Consider the following 17,772-nt stretch of genomic DNA (forward strand, 5'->3'; position numbering starts at 1 on the left):
GTAGTTATCACGATCAGACTCTTTTTCGATCACTTTTGCACTTTTACCGGTTGCTTCAGCGAGGATGACATAGAGACGGCGTTTGAGGTTGAGGATATGTTTGGTATGAATCTCAATATCACTCGCTTGTCCTGAATATCCACCAAGTGGCTGATGAATCATCACTTCCGCATTAGGGAGCATATAACGATGTCCTTTATCTCCGCACGTAAATAGTACTGCTGCCATTGAGGCAACCATTCCCATCGCGTAGGTATACACAGGAGCATTGATGAGATTCATAGTATCTAATATGGCTAATCCGGACATCACCGATCCACCAGGTGAACTGATATACATATGGATCGGCTCTTCGGAATCCATAGCCTCTAGATAAAGTAGCTGAGAGACGATAACTCCCATCATGTGGTCGTCGATCGCTTCAGTGATAACGATTACACGATCTCCTAAGAGTTTGGAAAACAGATCGAAATAACGCTCTCCACGAGGCGAAATATCTTTAACCGTAGGTATCATAGGCATATTTAGCTCCTTAAATAAATGCTTTAATGAATTCAGGAAGTGACATAGATATCACTTCAAGGTTATGTTTTTCAATGAACTTTTTCTCTTTTTTACCCAGCTCTTTATCAGTGATGACGTAACCGCCTTCTAAATCAAGAGTTAACTCATTGGCAACCATACGATCAGTATCTCGGTCGAAGGAAGTCCCTAAAAAGAGATATTTTTTTGTTTTACGGTATGTTTTTAACACTTTCGGCACGGCAAATCCACCCATTGCTTCGGTCAGCCAATCGACATAATCGGCATCAGAGATGACAAAAGTTGGATTAGGAAGCGGTGAACCCATCGGTTTAAAGAGGATCTTTTCAGCCGCGTCGAGTACTTCATCTTCAACCAAAAAATATTTTTGATTTTCGACATCGTATTCGTACACTTCATAACGGTTCAAATCACCCATAATGCGTGATTTACCGATGATGAGACAATGGGGCGTAAACGCTAAAAGTTCTTGAAACTTTGTGTCACGGTTCGTATCGACAATATAACGAGGCAACATAGCTACAATCGCTTTGTGTAACGGTGTCGGCTCAAAAGGTTTGGTATAGATATGGTTGATGAGCTGAGTCATGTACTCAACTCCTCGACGTTGTTCGAGGTGCATCGCAGCACGTGAGTATTCAAACATAAGTCGGGGTGTCATTGCACGACCGCCGTTCATCGCTAAAATCAGTGAATCGCTATCATGGGGAACAGCCTCACCTTCTTTGGTAGATATACCCTCAAATACCCCTAATCCGAAATAGGGGATTGTTGTTTGATTGCGTAACTCTTTTTTAATCGTCTCAAATAGTGTTTCCATTAGTGGCATCCTTTTCCAGTGTAACAGTTTTGCGCAGCAGCGATTTTAGGGAGGACTCTTTCGAGAACGAAAGGATCGTCTAAATTCTTGGGTATTTCGTTGTAAAACACTGCTCCGTCTTTGGATACGATAAAGAGTGATTTGGCAAACTCTCGATTTAGTTCATCACCAACTAAACGGATTCCATAATAATCACCGAATTCTTCATCATTATCAACTCCGAACAGCCATCCCTCCATCTGGGGACTGACGTGTTTAGGAGTAGAAACGAGAAGGGCTTTTGTAATTCCTCCTAAGGCATTAAGGCTTAGAAGCGTATCGATCTCTTGGAGCTGATTGAGCAGTTTCTCATCAATAAATGGTGCTGTGATAATAAGCTGAGTAAATCCGTTTTGTCCTCCGATACTAAACTTTGCTTCGGTTCCATCACTAATACTAACGCGCTCGCTGGCGTAACCGATATCTAATGGAATATCTTCGAGTTGGATGGTCGATGTGTTGTAGATAATCTGCAAAACGGACTCCTCTGTGGTGTATCATCTCAAATATTGCATTTAGTGTTCTTGCTTTAAAAAGGAGTTTTTTTGTCTTATTTGTCGCGGTTATTAACATCCCTGAAGCGAGAGAGACAAAAATGTTAGGCTACAGGGTGGACGTAACGTAGATGTTCAGCGAGTTCAGTTCCAATAGCGAAATGGTTGATAGCCTCATCCGCAGTTTTGACAAATGGAGGAACCTTATGGATTTTTATACCGACGCTTTTCATGGCATACAGGGTGTTGAGACAATACGAATCGACAATCAAATAATCACATTTCCCAAGTACTTCTAAAAGGGCATAATGTTCGCTGATATGATGTGGGTTTTTTGATAGATCACTTTCGCATTCACAAGCTTTCATTTTTGGATCGCGCACCATTTGTCCATCATGCTTTTCCCACGGATTCAAACGTGTTTCGACAAAACGGTATCGAATATCTTTTCGTTCCCCAGAAACTTCATACAAGGCAAACATGGTTGCACTGCAAGGATTATAGTGATAAACACGCATCATAGCATCCATCGGTATAGCTACCATCATAATCAGGCTCCTGTTATTTCGAATGATAAATGCATTTTTTGTTCTGTACTTTGGTCTGTTTTAAAGCAATCATCCTTTTTATACTATTTTTAAGTATAATTTGTTGATGATAAAAATATTAAAAAAAACATTAATAAAATAATCTTATGTCAAGAAAGTGTTTGGTACCTAATGAGCTCTCTTCAAAAATATCTTTTTTTCTTTAACTTTTCACGATAATGTTTACCCTTCTGCATCAGTATCCAAATCTTTCACACAATGATTTGATTAAAAACCTCAAGTTATTTGATCAATACAAGATGGCCTTAGATGAAAGTTCAATTGTCTCTAAAACGGATCCTGAGGGGATTATTACGTATGCTAATAATGCTTTTTGCGAAATTTCCGGATATACACAAAAAGAATTGGTTGGACAAAATCACAATATTATCCGTCATCCTGATAATCCGCATGAGCTTTTTAAAGAGCTATGGGAAACGATCAAAAGTGGTAAAATATGGAAAAATACCTTTAAAAATCTCTCTAAAGAGGGGAGAGAGTACTACGTTAAAACTACGATAGTCCCAATTTTTAGTGAAGAGGGCGAAATTGTAGAATACATAGCAACGAGGGTTGATGTAACAGAGTTGATATTAAAAGATCAAATTATTCAGCGTCAGCTTACAGATACACTCACAGGAAATAAAAATAGAACGGCACTTTTCAGTGATTTAGAAACAAGTAACCAAAAAGTGACCCTTGTCATATTTAATATAGACCGTTTTTCGACGATCAACGATTTTTTTGGGTATGAAATCGGGGATATGTTTCTGATCGCTTTTGCTGAGTATCTGAGTCAAATGATTTTTAAACACGATATGTACCGTATCAGTGGTGATGAGTTTGTTTTTATCTGTGACAAGCAAGATCTAGATCAAACTTTTATAGAACATATCGAAGAGACTATCAATAAACTTGAACAACATAAGTTTCATATTAGTACCTACGAGATTTCAGTGAACATAACCGGTGGTGTTGCGTACGCTGAAAAGTCAAAAGTCTATAATATGGCACACATGGCACTTAAAGAGGCAAAAGAACAACGTGAGAAAGTGATTGTTTATAACGATAATATGATGTTAAGCGAGAAGACACGTAATAATATTATTTATATCGATAAGATCAAATCAGCGATAGATAATGATCGTATTGTTCCCTATTTTCAGGGCATCACCGATAATAAAACACGCCAAATTGTCAAATATGAGTCTCTGATTCGTCTCATCGATTCTGATGGAACGGTCTTAACACCCTATTGGTTCTTGGAGCATGCGAAAAAAGCGAAACTCTATTCGAAACTAACAAAAATTATTGTCGAAAAAACGTTCGCCCTATTTGAAACAAATGAGTATGAATTTTCACTCAATCTGACTCTGCAAGACATTGTAAATGATGATACACGTACATTTTTGTATACAAAGCTATCAACCTCTCCCGCCGTCAATCGTGTTGTCTTTGAAATCGTTGAATCAGAGGGGATTGAAAACTTTGATGAGGTTGCAGAATTTATCAAAACAGTTAAACAATACGGTTGTAAAATTGCGATTGACGATTTCGGAACGGGTTATTCAAACTTTAGTTATCTCAGTAAGTTGGATATTGATTATATTAAGATAGACGGTTCTCTCATCAAAAACATTAATAAAGATCGCGATCTTCTTTTGAGTGTCGAAAGTATCTTGTTTTTTGCTCAGAAAAAAGGGATACAAACGATCGCTGAATTTGTCGAAGATGAAGCGACCCTCTCAACACTTATAAACCTCGGTGTTGATTACTCACAAGGATACCTTTTCTCAATTCCGCAACCGACAATCGAAACATAATCTCTGTACGCTTCGGTTGTACCTCCTACAAAAACGTCACATTTTGTTTATATCCTCTTTTTAAACCCTTAGAACACTCTTTGCATTAACCCTCTTTAGAAAATGGTTGCCGCCGGATGAGGTTGAGAATCATTGAATGACACTTAAAAGGAGTTATTATGAGTTGTTCCTCAAGCGGAAATGAATCTTTTATGCCCGAAGATATTCAAGCGAAGATACACAATCATCCATGTTATTCGGAGGGTGCACATCACCATTATGCACGTATTCACGTAGCGGTAGCCCCAGCGTGTAATATCCAATGTAATTACTGTAACCGTAAATACGACTGTTCCAATGAATCTCGACCAGGGGTAACGTCTGAACGTCTTAGTCCTGAAGAAGCGGCAAAAAAAGTATTGCTTGTCGGTGGAGAAGTACAACGTATGAGTGTTCTCGGTATCGCTGGTCCGGGAGATGCTTTGGCAAATCCGAAGAAAACCTTTGAGACTTTCGGAATGGTTCGCCAATTTGCACCGGATTTGAAACTATGCCTCTCGACAAACGGTTTGGAATTACCGAACTTTATTGATGAGATGGTTGAATACAACATCGACCACATTACGGTTACAATTAACAGTGTTGATGAGAGTGGTGAAATCGGAAGTTTGATCTATCCATGGATTTTTCATAACAACAAACGTATTTATGGAAAAGAAGCGGCACAAATTCTCCTCGAAAACCAACTCGAAGGGATGAAGAAATGTGTTGAAAAAGGGATTTTGATCAAAGCAAACTCTGTTTTGATTCCGGGCGTCAATGACAAACATCTCCCTGAAGTATCTAAAAAACTCAAAGAGATCGGTGTTTTCTTGCATAACATTATGCCTATCCTTTCTGAGCCTGAATTCGGTACAGCGTTCGCCCTTGCAGGTGTTCCAAGTGCAACCGATCAAGAGCAAATGGCGGTTCAAGAAGCGTGCGGCATGGATATGAAACTGATGCAACACTGTCGTCAATGTCGCGCAGATGCGGTTGGACTTATCGGTGAAGACCGTGGGGCTGAATTTACAAAAGATACTTTTGCAGGTCTTAGTTTCGACGAACTTCAAATCAAATACGATCTCGAAGCACGTCAATCAGCTCAGGCAAAAATCGAAGAATTCCGATTCTTCCTCGATCAGGCAAATGATCGTGTTCGTAAAGAGAAAGAAGAACTTAGTTCTAACGGCGTAACGATCCTCGTAGCAGTTACCACTGCGGGTGAGGGGATGATTAACCAACATTTCGGAAGTGTTAAAGAATTTCTTATCTACGAAGCAGGTGATAAAGGTATCCGATTTATCCATCACCGTAAAGTAGATGCTGAATACTGTGCAGGACCGGATGGTACGAACCCACTTCAGCCGATTTTGGAAAAACTCAAAGACGTACAATTGATCCTAACCGCGAAAATCGGTGGATGTCCACAGGATGATCTTAAAGCAGCCGGTATCATTGCAGATCAAAGCTACGCGTATGAGCCGATCGAGATCTCCGTTCTAAAAGCATCACGCAAATACTTCGGTATGGACGAAAATGCGGAAGTGAATTAAGGCGATTATTGATTAGCTGCTACTTGAGCAAGCCCAAGCAGCTTTCGCTAGCCGCTAAGGCACTAAAGCTTGCCTTGTTCAAGGCAGAAAGGAAAATGTCATGGCACTCATCAACGATACTACACTGCGTGACGGGGAGCAGGCTCCTTATGTCGCGTTCAATACGGAAGAGAAACTTCGTATCGCAACCCTTTTAGATGCATGCGGTGCGGATGAACTCGAAATCGGTATTGCGGCGATGGGTGTCAAAGAACGTCAAGATATCAAAGAGCTTTTATCCTTGGGATTGAAAGCTCGAATGATGACTTGGAACCGTATGAAGATGGAAGACCTCGATGCATCACTTTCGTGTGGGATTAAAGCGGTCGATCTCTCAATCCCTATCTCCGATATCCTTATCGATGTTAAATTCGGCGGCAGTAAAGCCAAAGTCTTATCTGAACTCGAACGTGTCGTTAGTGCTGCAACGAATGAGGGGTTATTTGTTTGTATCGGCGGTGAAGACAGCTCACGCGGGAATCATGAATTCATCCGAGATGTTATGGAACTTGCCCGCGAATGCGGAGCAGGGCGTTTCCGATATTGTGATACGATCGGAATTATGACTCCGACACAAACCTACCAAACAATCAAATACTTATCTGATCTACATCTCCTCCCGATTGAAATGCATACCCATAACGATTTTGGTTTGGCAAATGCAAATGCCCTTAGCGGGATCGATGCGGGGGCGATTAGTATGAACACCACGGTGATCGGGTTGGGTGAACGAGCGGGTAACGCATCGTTTGAGCAGATATTGATGGCACTAAAGCACCTCTATGGTGAAGCACGTTCCATTGATCCTCTTCTCATACGCGATTTAGTTCATACCGTAGCGCGTGCGGCCAACATGTCACTTGCTACCAATGCACCTGTTGTAGGTGAGCGGATATTCGCCCACGAGAGCGGTATACACGCAAGCGGGATGATGAAAGATTCCCACGCGTATGAGCCTTACGAAGCCGAAGAGGTAGGATTAGAGAGCTCCTATCCTATCGGTAAGCACTCAGGAAGCGCAACGATCCGTTACCATTTGGCTCGTATGGGGATTAGTGCTGAGAACAGTATTCTTCGTGATATGCTCCCGAAAATTCGTGAAATTGTCACCTCTCGTAAACGGGTTCTCGATATCAGTGAACTCAAATCCCTCTATCAGGAAGTAGCATGTATATAGGGTGGCTTAAATTTGTTGATGTACCAGAACTAATCAAAATCGCCGAAGAGACGGGCTGGTTGCTAGATGGATATCATGTCAAATTGATGATGATGCACGCTCCCCATTTGTGTTACGGTGCTTACGAAGATGGCGTACTCGTAGGTGCGGTGATGGCAGTAGAGTTTGAAACCTCGGCGATGATCAAATATTTCATGGTACGGCCAACTCACCAAAAACAGGGGATCGGACGACGGCTGTTCAATACCTTATTCGGTGTCCTAAAAGATGAACACCCCTCGCTCTATCTTCATGCGAATCCTCACCTCAAAAGTTTTTTTGAGCGTAGTGGGTTTAAAGCAGTTATGGAAGTAGGGCGATTTCTCAATGTCGGAAAAGTACCACCGTTTAGTTTTACGAACGCACAGGCAAAGGAACTCGATGGAGGAAATTTTGATGCGATGATTCGCCGTATCGATATGGAGACCTTCGGTGAAAACCGAATGGCATTTATGCTCGATGAGATGGAACGCAACAGTTCCCTCAAATTCGCCCTCCCGAACTCTTTTCAGCACTCGAGTGTAATCAATGCACGTGGTGTCTATTTGGGTCCATGGCAATGTAAACCGGGGTTTGAAGAGGAAGCGGAAAAAATGATGCAAGGTGTTTTGTATTTCAGAGGATTGAAAAAAGTGCTCGCGGATGTCCCTTTGGGTAATGTCAAAGCAGTTGAATTGTTTGAAAAATACCATTTTGTCCAAAAAGGTACTTTTTTACACATGTGCTATGGAGATTCTCGAAATGTTAAGTTTGAGAATATCTATGCATTTTCACTGTGATATGAACGGATAAAAGGATCATTTGATGAATCTTCTTGAAAGCTGTGTGAACGAAAAATGCAGAGTCTTATCCATAGCACTGGATGAGACCTTAAAAGATCATCTCTGCGCTATGGGTATTTGTCCTAATGCGACACTCTATGTGAAAAGGTACGGCCTTTTTAAAAGCAGTGTACAGGTTCAAATCGGTGAGCGGGTTGTCGCATTGGGAAAAGATCAAGCACGTCATATCGAAATACGTGTTGCGTAAGATAAATTTTTCATCATAGTATTTCTTTTATTTGGTTAAAATTCTTGTGAATTTTGATAAAAGATAGGCATGATGATACTCAGAGATTTTTTATGAAAAGGCCGATTCGTACGCTGTGGATAGGTATCTTTTTATCTGTTATTGTTCTTTTTTCAGGTATATGGATAATCTATAATGACATAAAATCTCAAATTATTACACTGCTTTATCAACAACATGAGATGAATGAATTTCATATTGCTGAATTCAAATCAACTCAGTCCCAAATCATAAAAACGCTTGTGCTTAACACGGACCTCATTAACTACAATGTCGTCAAAAATACTCAGGCTGAATCGTTGTTGTATCATTTTCTCAAAGCTGATCCTCAAATCATGCAGCTGCGACTTATTGATCCCCAAGGTAACGAGCTAATCCGGTTTGATCGAAAAACAGATGGATCAATTATACAAATACCGCACTCTAAATTACAAAATAAGTTTGATCGTCCTTACTTTAAAGAATTCATCCTTTTGGCTGAAAATAGTATAGGTTTTTCAAAGTTTGATCTAAATATTGAACATGGTAAAGTGGAAATACCTTTTAATCCGACACTACGAATCGGAATGCCTATATACAAAGAGGGCAAAAAGGAAGGTGTAATCGTTATAAATTATTACATGAACGATTGGGTTAAAGATTTACAGGTCAATAATCCTTCTCGCTTTTTTCTCGTTGATCATAACGGATATTTTTTAATGCATCCTGATCCAAGCTGGGCATGGTCAGAATATCTTACTCCATCAAAAAAAGCACACGAATATTTTATGTGTTCTTTTTCCTCTTTTTCTCCTATATATGAAGATGAATATCGCTGGATAGATTCCAATACGATAGCATTTAGCATGAATCTCTTTGGGCAAAAACTGTTAGCTTTGTATAAGCCTGATACCTCACCCAATGAATTACTATTGAGACGACTTATTCAGTTTAGTTCGATTATCATTCTTTCATTACTTTTAATTGTTGTTCCATTAATCAAAATTATACGTTTTAATCTGCGTCAGATTGAAGAAGAAAAAAATAAAAATAAAAATATTTTGATTCACCAAGCAAAACTCAATGCCATGGGGGATATGATTTCGGCTATTGCTCATCAGTGGCGCCAACCTCTGAATTCTATCGGTCTGATTATGCAAGACATTGTAAGTGCGTTTAATTACGGAGAACTGAATAAAGAATATTTAAAAAGTTCTGAAAAATCTATCATGAATCAATTGCAGTTTATGTCTCAAACTATTGATGGATTTCGGAATTTTTTTAACAATGAACACCAAAAGACTTCTTGTGATCTTCCACTTATTATCGAAGATATCCGACAACTCTATCAGGCACAGTTCACAGCGTACGGCATAATCTTGAAAGTTGATTTCAAAAATCACATGAGTAAGCTAACTACAGATTACCCTTTTGTTCTGATTAGTTACTCTGCTGAAATTAAACAAATTCTTCTCAATCTAATCGCCAATGCTAAAGATGCAATAATTCAGGCGAAATGTCCCCCCTCGGAACGAACAATCTTTGTAAGCGTAGTTGCATTTGATCATATATTTCGTATTGATGTAAGTGACCATGCAGGAGGGATAAAGGCTGAAGTTGTTGATCGTATTTTTGAACCTTATTTTACGACCAAAGAGCTAGGTACTGGTCTGGGACTATACATTGCTAAAATCTTATGTGAACAGTATCTCGAAGGAAGCCTTTTTTATCAATATGATCATTCAAAGGGATATAGTACTTTTAGAATGGTGTTACCACATAGGATAAATAGGCAATTCTAAAATATACTGATATTGATATAATGACATGAATAATCCATGTAAAAGGTTAACAGTGTTATCAGAGGAAACCTATTGTAATTTAAAAAATTACACTGTATTGATTGCTGAAGATGATCAAGTGGCACTAAATTCTCTCTTTAATACGCTAAAACGGTATTTTAAGAACGTCATTACTGCAACAGATGGGTACGAAGCCTATAGAAAAAGTTTAGAAAACTCCATTGATCTCATTGTAAGCGATATGCGCATGCCTTATCAAGATGGGGCTGATTTTATCAAAAAAATAAGAGAATCACATCCTGATTTACCGGTGATTTTTATGTCTGCATATCAAGATTCACAAACCCTTCTCAAAGTGATTCCACTTAACATCACCGAATATTTGATCAAGCCTATACAGATTTCAAAAATCCTAGAACTCTCATTAAAAGTAGTTCAACAAAAAAGACAAATAGTTACAGCTCAAAACAGCAAAAAGAATCTGGTAGAACTGATCAATGGTGTGATTGTAGATATTGATAATAAAACGCTAAAAAAAGAAAATACTATCATATTATTAACCAAAAAAGAGTTTGAATTGCTCTCTTTTCTTATCCACAATCGACAATCGATTTTAAGTAAGCTAGAAATTGAATATGCGCTATGGAATGGTGAACTTGTAGCTGAAAGTAGTGTTAAAACACTTCTAAAAAAACTTCGTGATAAAATTGGAAATGAATCTGTAATTACAGTTAAAAATCTAGGATACAAAATAAATCTTCATCATCAGTTCTTATAAAATAACCCAAAAATAACCTCATTAAGATAAGATAAAAAATCAATTGTATGATCAGTATATTCATATAAATCTTAATGGGGAAAAAATGGAGCATGTATTAAAAGATACTGATTTTTTGGTATCACAAACCGATTCAAAAGGAAAAATACTTTTTGCCAACGAAGACTTTTGTAAAGTTGCCGGCTACACACTCGAAGAATTAATTGGAAAAGCCCACAGCATCGTCCGTCATCCTGATATGCCAAAAGCGGCATTTAAAGATTTGTGGGACACGGTTAAAGGTGGGAAAATCTGGAAAGGATACGTTAAAAACAGTACAAAAAGTGGCGGTTTTTATTGGGTTTTTGCAACTGTTTATCCGAGTATTTCTTGTGGAGAAGCTGAGAATGGTTACATGTCGTGTCGGCGTAAAGCTTCGAGCGCTGAGATCAAAGCAGCTGAAGATCTCTATCGAACCATGCGCTAACATATAAAAGGATAATCAATATGCAAAACAGAACAAAAATCGTCATTTTATCAATCGTTGGCCTCGTAAGCTTGCTTCTAGCCATCACACTTAATTCTGTATGGGTGAGTGGAGGTTCTATTTTTGTTCTTGCTCTTACTGCTATTTGGGTAAGTATTGCTACTTCATCAGGATCGAACAGTCTTTTAGATCAGCTAGGAAATTTTGAAGAGCTCATTCAATTCAAACGCAATCAGATTCTCCAAGTACCAGCTCAACATGGCAGTATAGAAGAAAAAATGAACCGTTTGGCTTCTATACACGAAGCGATCTTAGAACAAGATACAAAAGTCGCAGGAGAGATGGTGCTTCTAGCAGACAAAGTGCGTCGTGGACACTACATGTGCCGAGTAGCGAGTGATAGTAAAACTCCTCATGTCCATTTGCTAAGAAAAACAATGAATGCAATGCTTGATGCAACAGAGGATAATCTTGATCAAGCGATAAGCGTATTGGAATCACTCAGCAAAGGTGAATTCACCATGCGTGCTAAGATCTCTGTCGAAGGTAAAATGGCGCAAGTTTTGGCAAAAATCAACGATCTAGCGCTTGCCCTTCAATCAATGGAGCAACAAAATAATGATGCAAAAGCGATCTTGAACAATAACACACAACTGCTCAAAGAAACTATTGAAAATCTAAGAGGCAACCAATTTGTAGAGCTTAACGGGATGATTAATACAACAGTAGAAAGAATTCAAAGGGTTGCGAACAAAGAGCACGACTTATCGATCAATCTCCAATCTTTGGCCGGCAACGCTCAAGAGACAAAACAGATTTTAATTACGATAGGTGATATTGCTGATCAAACCAATTTACTAGCGCTCAATGCTGCTATCGAAGCTGCACGTGCAGGTGATCATGGCCGAGGGTTTGCTGTTGTTGCTGATGAAGTACGTAAACTAGCGGAACGCACCCAAAAAAGCCTTGCAGAGACATCTGCTACGATTAATATTCTTATTCAAGCTATAACTGATAATAGTGAATCACTCAACAAAAATATGGATGAGATGATGGATTTAACAAAATATGTGGGAAGTGTCGACGATAAAATGGAAGAACTACTAGCATCAATGGATAGTCTAAAATAGTGTAGAATTAAATTACGAATAAAAAATGCATTGTTTAATTTAAAAAGGATTAACTATGTCGGAAATGACGGAACAAGATCATAAAAAAGAGTTGGCAAAACTCAAACGTTTAGCGGTAGAAATCGCATCAGAGATTCACGATATTGTTGAAGACACCGTTTGGACGAACCATGTAAAAATGCCGGAGTTGGCTGCAAAACTTTATGATGCAGTTGAAAAAGCAAATAACTACAAAGCAGAGCACTCCCTTTAAGGGGTGAATTATGGCAACGAAAGAAGAAATCCTCGCTCTGGAAATTTGTGAATGCGGCTGTAAGAACGTTGCCGATGCGATCAAAATTTTCCAAGAGACCTCACTCCCGTATAAAAAAGCGAAAAAGCTTGTTACTGAGTGTGATAAGAGCTGCTGTCGTGCAGCCCTTCTCAGAGTTTTTGACATGGCGTATTTCGGTAATTTTGATTATGATGAGATTGAGCGTCTAATCCAGTTGCGTCATGACAAACTGGGTGAAATATTAGAACGGATGAAAAATGGACGATAATCTAACCATTCGCTTAGCTTTTAGTGAGGATATACCAGTCATGGTAGCTCTTCTAGGGGAGCTTTTTACGATCGAAGATGATTTTACGATTGATGAGCAGATTCAATTTCACGGGTTGGAACTCCTCCTCCAAGATTCTCATAGCATCGTGCTGGTAGCTGAAATACCAGAGGGTGTCGTCGGCATGATAACCCTTCAAAGAGTGATCTCAACAGCGACGGGAACGTATGTCGGTACTATCGAAGATGTGATTGTTACACAAGAGTATCGAGGTTCAGGGATAGGAAGCAAACTGTTAGATGCCGCGATCGAAGAAGCAAATAGTAGAGGATGGGGCAGGTTGGCACTGGGTGTCGATCTACGTAATACCAAAGCGATCGATTTTTATCAGCAAAAGGGATTTATTACTAGCCACATAGGTCTGATGTATAATAATGTGACAAAAGATGAGATTTAATATTTGATTGTATAATCGTTTTTTATCTCCTTAGATGGAATTTAAGATGCATCAATCAAATTTCTTTTTCAAACAACTTTTTGAATCGACTCCCCATCCTTATCTGATTTTGCAAGCAGACGAGTTCTATACGATTATTGCAGTTAATGACTATTATCTCAATGCAACAGGAATTATTCGTGAAAATGTTATAGGAAAGCCTCTTTTCGAAGTGTTTCCTGATAATCCCAAAGACGAATCGGTCAGTGGAGTAAGCGATCTTCATATCTCTTTAGACAGTGTTGTTCGGTATGGAAAAACCGATATTATGGGAGTTCAAAAGTATGATATTCCTCTTCGTGACGGCACGGATCGGTTTGAAGTCAAATATTGGAGTCCTGTCAATGCACCGATATTTGGAGAAGATGGAAAAGTTAGATTCATCATCCATAATGTTGAAGATGTAACCGATTTTATCCTTTTCAAAGAATCGAAGCAGGATGCTACACAAAGCGATGAAAACCAAAAGATTCGTTTGGAAGCAGAGGTATTAAAGCGGGCAAATGAAGTTAAAGAAGCCAACCGCATTATCAAAGCACGTGAAAAAGAACTCGCTGTTTTAAATGACAAGCTAAAAGAATTAGATCGCCTTAAAACCGAGTTTTTCTCCAATATATCCCATGAATTTCGCACTCCGCTAACCCTAATGCTAGCCCCTATCGAAGAGTTATTGTCAAATCGTCACAATATTTCCGATGAACGTGTTGCCTCCAATCTCGAAATTGCGCATCGAAATCTCTTGCGGCTGTTGAAACTGGTCAATACACTGCTCGATTTTTCCCGTATCGAAGCGGGCAGGGTAAGGGCATCGTATGAGGCGACCGATCTTTCGGCTTTGACAGCCGAGTTGGCGAGCAACTTTTCATCTGCATCAGAACTTGCCGCAGTGAAGTTGATCGTTGATTGTCCGCCCATGGGTGAATCGGTAGAGGTCGATCACGATATGTGGGAGAAAATCGTACTGAATCTCCTCTCCAATGCGTTTAAATTTACCCATCACGGCTCCATTACCGTATCGACCCGTGCAGAGAAAGGGAATGCAGTTTTGAGGGTACAAGATACCGGTATCGGTATCCCATCAGAGGCTTTACCGAAATTATTTGATCGGTTTTATCGGGTTGAAAATGCCCAAGGCCGTACGTATGAGGGGACGGGTATCGGTCTTTCTCTCGTCCAAGAGCTGGTGAAACTTCAGGGCGGACGTATCGATGTTACAAGTACCGAAGGTGAGGGGACAACATTTAGTGTTTATATACCATTAGGAGTTAAACACACATCCTCTGAACCCAAACGTGTTACAACAAAACACGATGAAAAAGAGCCCCATGATCTAAAAGCCCATTTGGCAGAAGTGTCACAGTGGAGTACACCAAAGCAAAAAGAGGTTCTCACGCATCCGATAGCTCAAGCCAAAGGGCATATCCTCGTTGCCGATGATAATCCTGATATGAGAGAGTTTATCAAGCGGTTACTCGAAGATGCAGGGTATAGTGTATCGTTAGCGGTGGATGGGGAAGACGCGTGGGAGATGTGTCAAAAAAATCTCCCTGATCTCGTTTTGAGCGATGTCATGATGCCGCGCCTCAATGGATTCGAGTTTTTGAAAAAAATCCGTTCCGCTGAATACACCTATTCACTTCCGATCATTTTGATCTCAGCACGTGCAGGAGAAGCAGACAAAGCCGAAGGATTGACATCAGGAGCGGATGACTATCTCTCCAAACCGTTTCACAGCGGTGAACTGATCGCACGTGTCGATGGTGCAGTGAAACTGGGGAAATATCGCAAACAAGCACATGAACAGCTATTGAATTCTACCAATCGAATTGCGAAAATCGGAGGATGGAGTTTCGATGTTGAAACGATGAAGGGGGATTGGACTGAAGAGCTGATCCGAATTCACGATCTTCCCTCAGAGACACCTATAGATGTCAATGAAGGTCTTGACTTTTATACACCACAATCTCGACCTATCATCGAAAAAGCGGTTCAAGAAGCGATTGCGCAGGGCAAACCGTATGATTTACAACTGGAAATCATCAGTGCAGTAGGAGTTCATAAGTGGGTGAGGACGGTAGGTGAACCAGTGATACAAAATGGGAAAGTTATTAAGGTTCAAGGGGTAATGCAAGATATAACAGAACTGAAACGTTCCGAAATAGAGTCCCAACGTAATCTCATGAAATATCAGAACCTCTTTGAGAGCTCCCAAGAAGCGTTAATGACATTTTCACCTGTAGATGGAAAATTTACGAGAGCCAATCAGGCGACACTTCAACTCTTTGGAGTAGACTCGGAAGCGGAGTTTTTAGCAATGGGACCTGCAACTGTTTCTCCTCCTTTTCAGCCAGATGGGCGACGTTCTGATGAAAAAGCGCAAGAGATGATGGCGATTACACTACGTGATGGAAGCAACTTTTTTGAGTGGAGGCATCACCGCAGAAGTGGAGAAATTTTTGACGCCGATGTATTATTAACACGTATGAAAAACGGAGGAACAACACCTTTCATACAAGCAGCTGTGCGTGATATCACAGAACGAAAACAATCAGAAGAGAGACTTCACACCACACTTTTAGGGATAATTGGAACAATTTCGGGTATTGTTGAAATGCGTGATCCCTACACGGCAGGGCATGAAAAACGGGTGGCATTGCTGGCGTGTGCGATTGCTAAAGAATTAGGAATCAGTGAGGATCAAATAGAGGGATTACAGTTGGCGGCAGAGATTCATGACCTTGGTAAAATTCAGATCCCTGCGGAAATTCTTGTTAAACCAACGCGATTAAGTGAACTCGAATTTAAAATGATACAAACCCATCCTGAAGCAGGTTATGAGTTACTTAAAGATATTGAATTCCCATGGCCGATCGCTCAAATGATCCGACAACATCATGAAAAGTTGGATGGTTCGGGATATCCGCTTGGAATCAAAGGGGATGAGATATTGCTGGAAGCACAAATACTCAGTGTCGCGGATATCGTTGAATCGATGGCATCACATCGACCTTACCGCGCCGCATTGGGGGTTGATGCTGCATTGGAAGAGATTCGAAAAGAGAGGGGAACAAAATTGAATCCACAAGTAGTAGATGCTTGTATCACGCTTTTTAAAGAGAACCGATTTTCGTTTTGAAATATTAAATAGATTATATTTATCAGCCACATGGGCTGATCTATCGAAAGAATTAGAAGTTATAGTTCAAACGGACAAGAAAGCGGTCATACCCGGAATCATTTCCACTATCAAAGTTGTTGTTTTTATCATCGATCATCGCATAGCTGATATCACCGGTAATTGCTTCACTCAGTTCCATAGAGGCGATAAGATCGGTTTCGGTTACTTTGGTTCCGTCGGTATCGCTTTTAAAGTTACCATAAAGAGCCGTAAGGGTCACTCCTTCTAAACCTGCATTGGCCATATCGAGTTCTGCGCTGAGCTGATAGGCTTTAACATCGTTCATCCCCTCAATCGTCATCTCTTCCATAGAAGTCATATACGGTCCGCCGCCAAAGCCGTTAGAAACTGCTTTTCCATCATCGTTTGAAGCTTTATTGTACGCTGCGCCGAGAGTCAATGCCGCAATGTTAAATACCACACCGAATCCATACACCTTTCCATCCACACCGCTAGCTTTTTCTTCGCTAAAGTTAGCGTATTGAGTACTGAGTTCTAATGCCATTATTTCAGAAAAAGGGACACGGTAGGTCGCATCGGCATAAATAGCATTAGATAGATCGTCAATGTTATAGTACCACCCTTGCAGGGCAAGGTTATCAATACTTTCATTTAGAATTCCGACAACAGCGACGCCGTTCTTCTGATCACCACTGAGTTTTTTGTATTTATCTTTAGAGACGGTATCTTCTGAATCATATCCTGCCCAACGGGTCACATAGCCACCGACAAGCGTTGTCCCCTCAAATCCTGTATAAGTAGCAATCGCCGCTTCAAATGTATTAGGGTGCATACGGATATCATCGGTATCGGCAAACGGAGTATCGAGGAGTTGACGTCCCACTTTGAGATTCAAATCTCCCATCGTGTAATCTAGATACGCTTCACCGATATATACATATGATTTTCCATTAATATCGAAAAGATCATTATTAAGCTCATTTTTATCTGCATCACCCGATGCTACGTGAATTTTTTGAGATACGTACGCTGCTATTCCCAGTTTCACTCCATACCAATCAGCCGTTTGGTATTTCATAATGCCTCCGAGTGATGTTCCATAGTCGTTGCCAGCAGCATCATATTTGATTGAGGAATACGCTGCTCTAATTTGTCCACTCACTTTTCCTGTTACAAATGCCTCATCTATACTTGATGCGCTTAGTTCAGCTACTGTGGCAATACTTATTAATAATAG

Annotated in this window: 18 protein-coding genes; 13 read left to right on the forward strand and 5 right to left on the reverse strand. The window is 40.1% G+C overall.

Annotated elements, in window-relative coordinates; all coding sequences use genetic code 11:
- The 4 genes from PHR02_RS09695 to PHR02_RS09710 form a co-directional block, all read right to left on the reverse strand.
- On the reverse strand, window positions 1-522 hold a 522-nt coding region (locus tag PHR02_RS09695; protein ID WP_299991588.1), incomplete at its 3' end, for an ATP-dependent Clp protease proteolytic subunit.
- 10 nt (window positions 523-532) lie between these two features.
- On the reverse strand, window positions 533-1,363 hold the full coding sequence (locus tag PHR02_RS09700) for an SIR2 family protein (protein ID WP_299991590.1): 831 nt from the start codon (window positions 1,361-1,363) through the stop codon (window positions 533-535).
- Complete coding sequence (locus PHR02_RS09705) at window positions 1,363-1,878, reverse strand: hypothetical protein (RefSeq protein WP_299991592.1); 516 nt, start codon at window positions 1,876-1,878, stop codon at window positions 1,363-1,365. Before PHR02_RS09705 ends, PHR02_RS09700 begins: the two co-directional genes overlap by 1 nt.
- A 122-nt stretch (window positions 1,879-2,000) precedes the next feature.
- Entirely contained in the window at window positions 2,001-2,444 is a 444-nt protein-coding gene (locus PHR02_RS09710) for a hypothetical protein (RefSeq protein ID WP_299991595.1), read from the reverse strand.
- Between the two features lie 299 nt (window positions 2,445-2,743).
- Here PHR02_RS09710 and PHR02_RS09715 point away from each other — a divergent pair, with 299 nt between their 5' ends.
- The 13 genes from PHR02_RS09715 to PHR02_RS09775 all read left to right on the forward strand — a co-directional run bounded on the left by PHR02_RS09715 (window position 2,744) and on the right by PHR02_RS09775 (window position 16,532).
- The gene (locus tag PHR02_RS09715) at window positions 2,744-4,306 is read left to right on the forward strand and encodes an EAL domain-containing protein (RefSeq protein WP_299991597.1); all 1,563 of its coding nucleotides are present in this window, start codon (window positions 2,744-2,746) and stop codon (window positions 4,304-4,306) included.
- Window positions 4,307-4,464: 158 nt separating this feature from the next.
- Entirely contained in the window at window positions 4,465-5,880 is a 1,416-nt protein-coding gene (gene nifB / locus PHR02_RS09720; protein ID WP_299991599.1) for a nitrogenase cofactor biosynthesis protein NifB, read from the forward strand.
- A 100-nt stretch (window positions 5,881-5,980) separates the two neighbouring features.
- Window positions 5,981-7,096, forward strand: a complete 1,116-nt coding sequence (nifV, locus tag PHR02_RS09725) for a homocitrate synthase (protein WP_299991601.1) — start codon at window positions 5,981-5,983, stop codon at window positions 7,094-7,096.
- Window positions 7,087-7,914 (forward strand): GNAT family N-acetyltransferase, encoded by an 828-nt coding sequence (locus PHR02_RS09730; RefSeq protein WP_299991604.1) that lies wholly within the window; start codon window positions 7,087-7,089, stop codon window positions 7,912-7,914. Before nifV ends, PHR02_RS09730 begins: the two co-directional genes overlap by 10 nt.
- 25 nt (window positions 7,915-7,939) lie before the next feature.
- Window positions 7,940-8,164, forward strand: coding sequence for a FeoA family protein (locus PHR02_RS09735; protein ID WP_299991606.1), 225 nt, complete (start codon window positions 7,940-7,942; stop codon window positions 8,162-8,164).
- A 92-nt stretch (window positions 8,165-8,256) separates the two neighbouring features.
- The gene (locus PHR02_RS09740; protein WP_299991609.1) at window positions 8,257-9,984 is read left to right on the forward strand and encodes a sensor histidine kinase; all 1,728 of its coding nucleotides are present in this window, start codon (window positions 8,257-8,259) and stop codon (window positions 9,982-9,984) included.
- A gap of 52 nt (window positions 9,985-10,036) precedes the next feature.
- Window positions 10,037-10,762, forward strand: coding sequence for a response regulator transcription factor (locus PHR02_RS09745; RefSeq protein ID WP_299991610.1), 726 nt, complete (start codon window positions 10,037-10,039; stop codon window positions 10,760-10,762).
- Window positions 10,763-10,847: 85 nt separating this feature from the next.
- A complete protein-coding gene (locus PHR02_RS09750; protein WP_299991612.1) occupies window positions 10,848-11,228 on the forward strand; it encodes a PAS domain-containing protein in 381 nt (126 codons plus the stop codon).
- A 20-nt stretch (window positions 11,229-11,248) separates the two neighbouring features.
- Complete coding sequence (locus PHR02_RS09755) at window positions 11,249-12,358, forward strand: methyl-accepting chemotaxis protein (protein WP_299991614.1); 1,110 nt, start codon at window positions 11,249-11,251, stop codon at window positions 12,356-12,358.
- Window positions 12,359-12,413: 55 nt separating this feature from the next.
- Entirely contained in the window at window positions 12,414-12,611 is a 198-nt protein-coding gene (locus PHR02_RS09760; RefSeq protein WP_299991617.1) for a CCE_0567 family metalloprotein, read from the forward strand.
- 10 nt (window positions 12,612-12,621) lie between these two features.
- Window positions 12,622-12,900: a hypothetical protein gene (locus PHR02_RS09765; protein WP_299991619.1), complete on the forward strand. Its 279-nt coding sequence runs from the start codon at window positions 12,622-12,624 to the stop codon at window positions 12,898-12,900.
- The gene (locus PHR02_RS09770; protein ID WP_299991621.1) at window positions 12,890-13,357 is read left to right on the forward strand and encodes a GNAT family N-acetyltransferase; all 468 of its coding nucleotides are present in this window, start codon (window positions 12,890-12,892) and stop codon (window positions 13,355-13,357) included. Before PHR02_RS09765 ends, PHR02_RS09770 begins: the two co-directional genes overlap by 11 nt.
- A gap of 46 nt (window positions 13,358-13,403) precedes the next feature.
- A complete protein-coding gene (locus PHR02_RS09775) occupies window positions 13,404-16,532 on the forward strand; it encodes an HD domain-containing phosphohydrolase (protein ID WP_299991623.1) in 3,129 nt (1,042 codons plus the stop codon).
- Window positions 16,533-16,584: 52 nt separating this feature from the next.
- On the opposite strand, the gene PHR02_RS09780 is transcribed toward PHR02_RS09775, so the two are convergent.
- The coding region (locus tag PHR02_RS09780; RefSeq protein WP_299991626.1) for an OprD family outer membrane porin at window positions 16,585-17,772 on the reverse strand (1,188 nt) is incomplete at its 5' end.

It is taken from the genome of Sulfuricurvum sp. (assembly GCF_028688295.1).
Taxonomy (GTDB): Bacteria; Campylobacterota; Campylobacteria; order Campylobacterales; family Sulfurimonadaceae; genus Sulfuricurvum.

Coding starts and splice junctions, on each gene's coding strand:
- PHR02_RS09700 (WP_299991590.1), bottom strand. CDS start 1,363: ATGGAAACACTATTTGAGACGATTAAAAAAGAGTTACGCAATCAAACA.
- PHR02_RS09710 (WP_299991595.1), bottom strand. CDS start 2,444: ATGATGGTAGCTATACCGATGGATGCTATGATGCGTGTTTATCACTAT.
- PHR02_RS09715 (WP_299991597.1), top strand. CDS start 2,744: ATGGCCTTAGATGAAAGTTCAATTGTCTCTAAAACGGATCCTGAGGGG.
- nifB (WP_299991599.1), top strand. CDS start 4,465: ATGAGTTGTTCCTCAAGCGGAAATGAATCTTTTATGCCCGAAGATATT.
- nifV (WP_299991601.1), top strand. CDS start 5,981: ATGGCACTCATCAACGATACTACACTGCGTGACGGGGAGCAGGCTCCT.
- PHR02_RS09730 (WP_299991604.1), top strand. CDS start 7,087: ATGTATATAGGGTGGCTTAAATTTGTTGATGTACCAGAACTAATCAAA.
- PHR02_RS09735 (WP_299991606.1), top strand. CDS start 7,940: ATGAATCTTCTTGAAAGCTGTGTGAACGAAAAATGCAGAGTCTTATCC.
- PHR02_RS09740 (WP_299991609.1), top strand. CDS start 8,257: ATGAAAAGGCCGATTCGTACGCTGTGGATAGGTATCTTTTTATCTGTT.
- PHR02_RS09750 (WP_299991612.1), top strand. CDS start 10,848: ATGGAGCATGTATTAAAAGATACTGATTTTTTGGTATCACAAACCGAT.
- PHR02_RS09755 (WP_299991614.1), top strand. CDS start 11,249: ATGCAAAACAGAACAAAAATCGTCATTTTATCAATCGTTGGCCTCGTA.
- PHR02_RS09760 (WP_299991617.1), top strand. CDS start 12,414: ATGTCGGAAATGACGGAACAAGATCATAAAAAAGAGTTGGCAAAACTC.
- PHR02_RS09765 (WP_299991619.1), top strand. CDS start 12,622: ATGGCAACGAAAGAAGAAATCCTCGCTCTGGAAATTTGTGAATGCGGC.
- PHR02_RS09770 (WP_299991621.1), top strand. CDS start 12,890: ATGGACGATAATCTAACCATTCGCTTAGCTTTTAGTGAGGATATACCA.
- PHR02_RS09775 (WP_299991623.1), top strand. CDS start 13,404: ATGCATCAATCAAATTTCTTTTTCAAACAACTTTTTGAATCGACTCCC.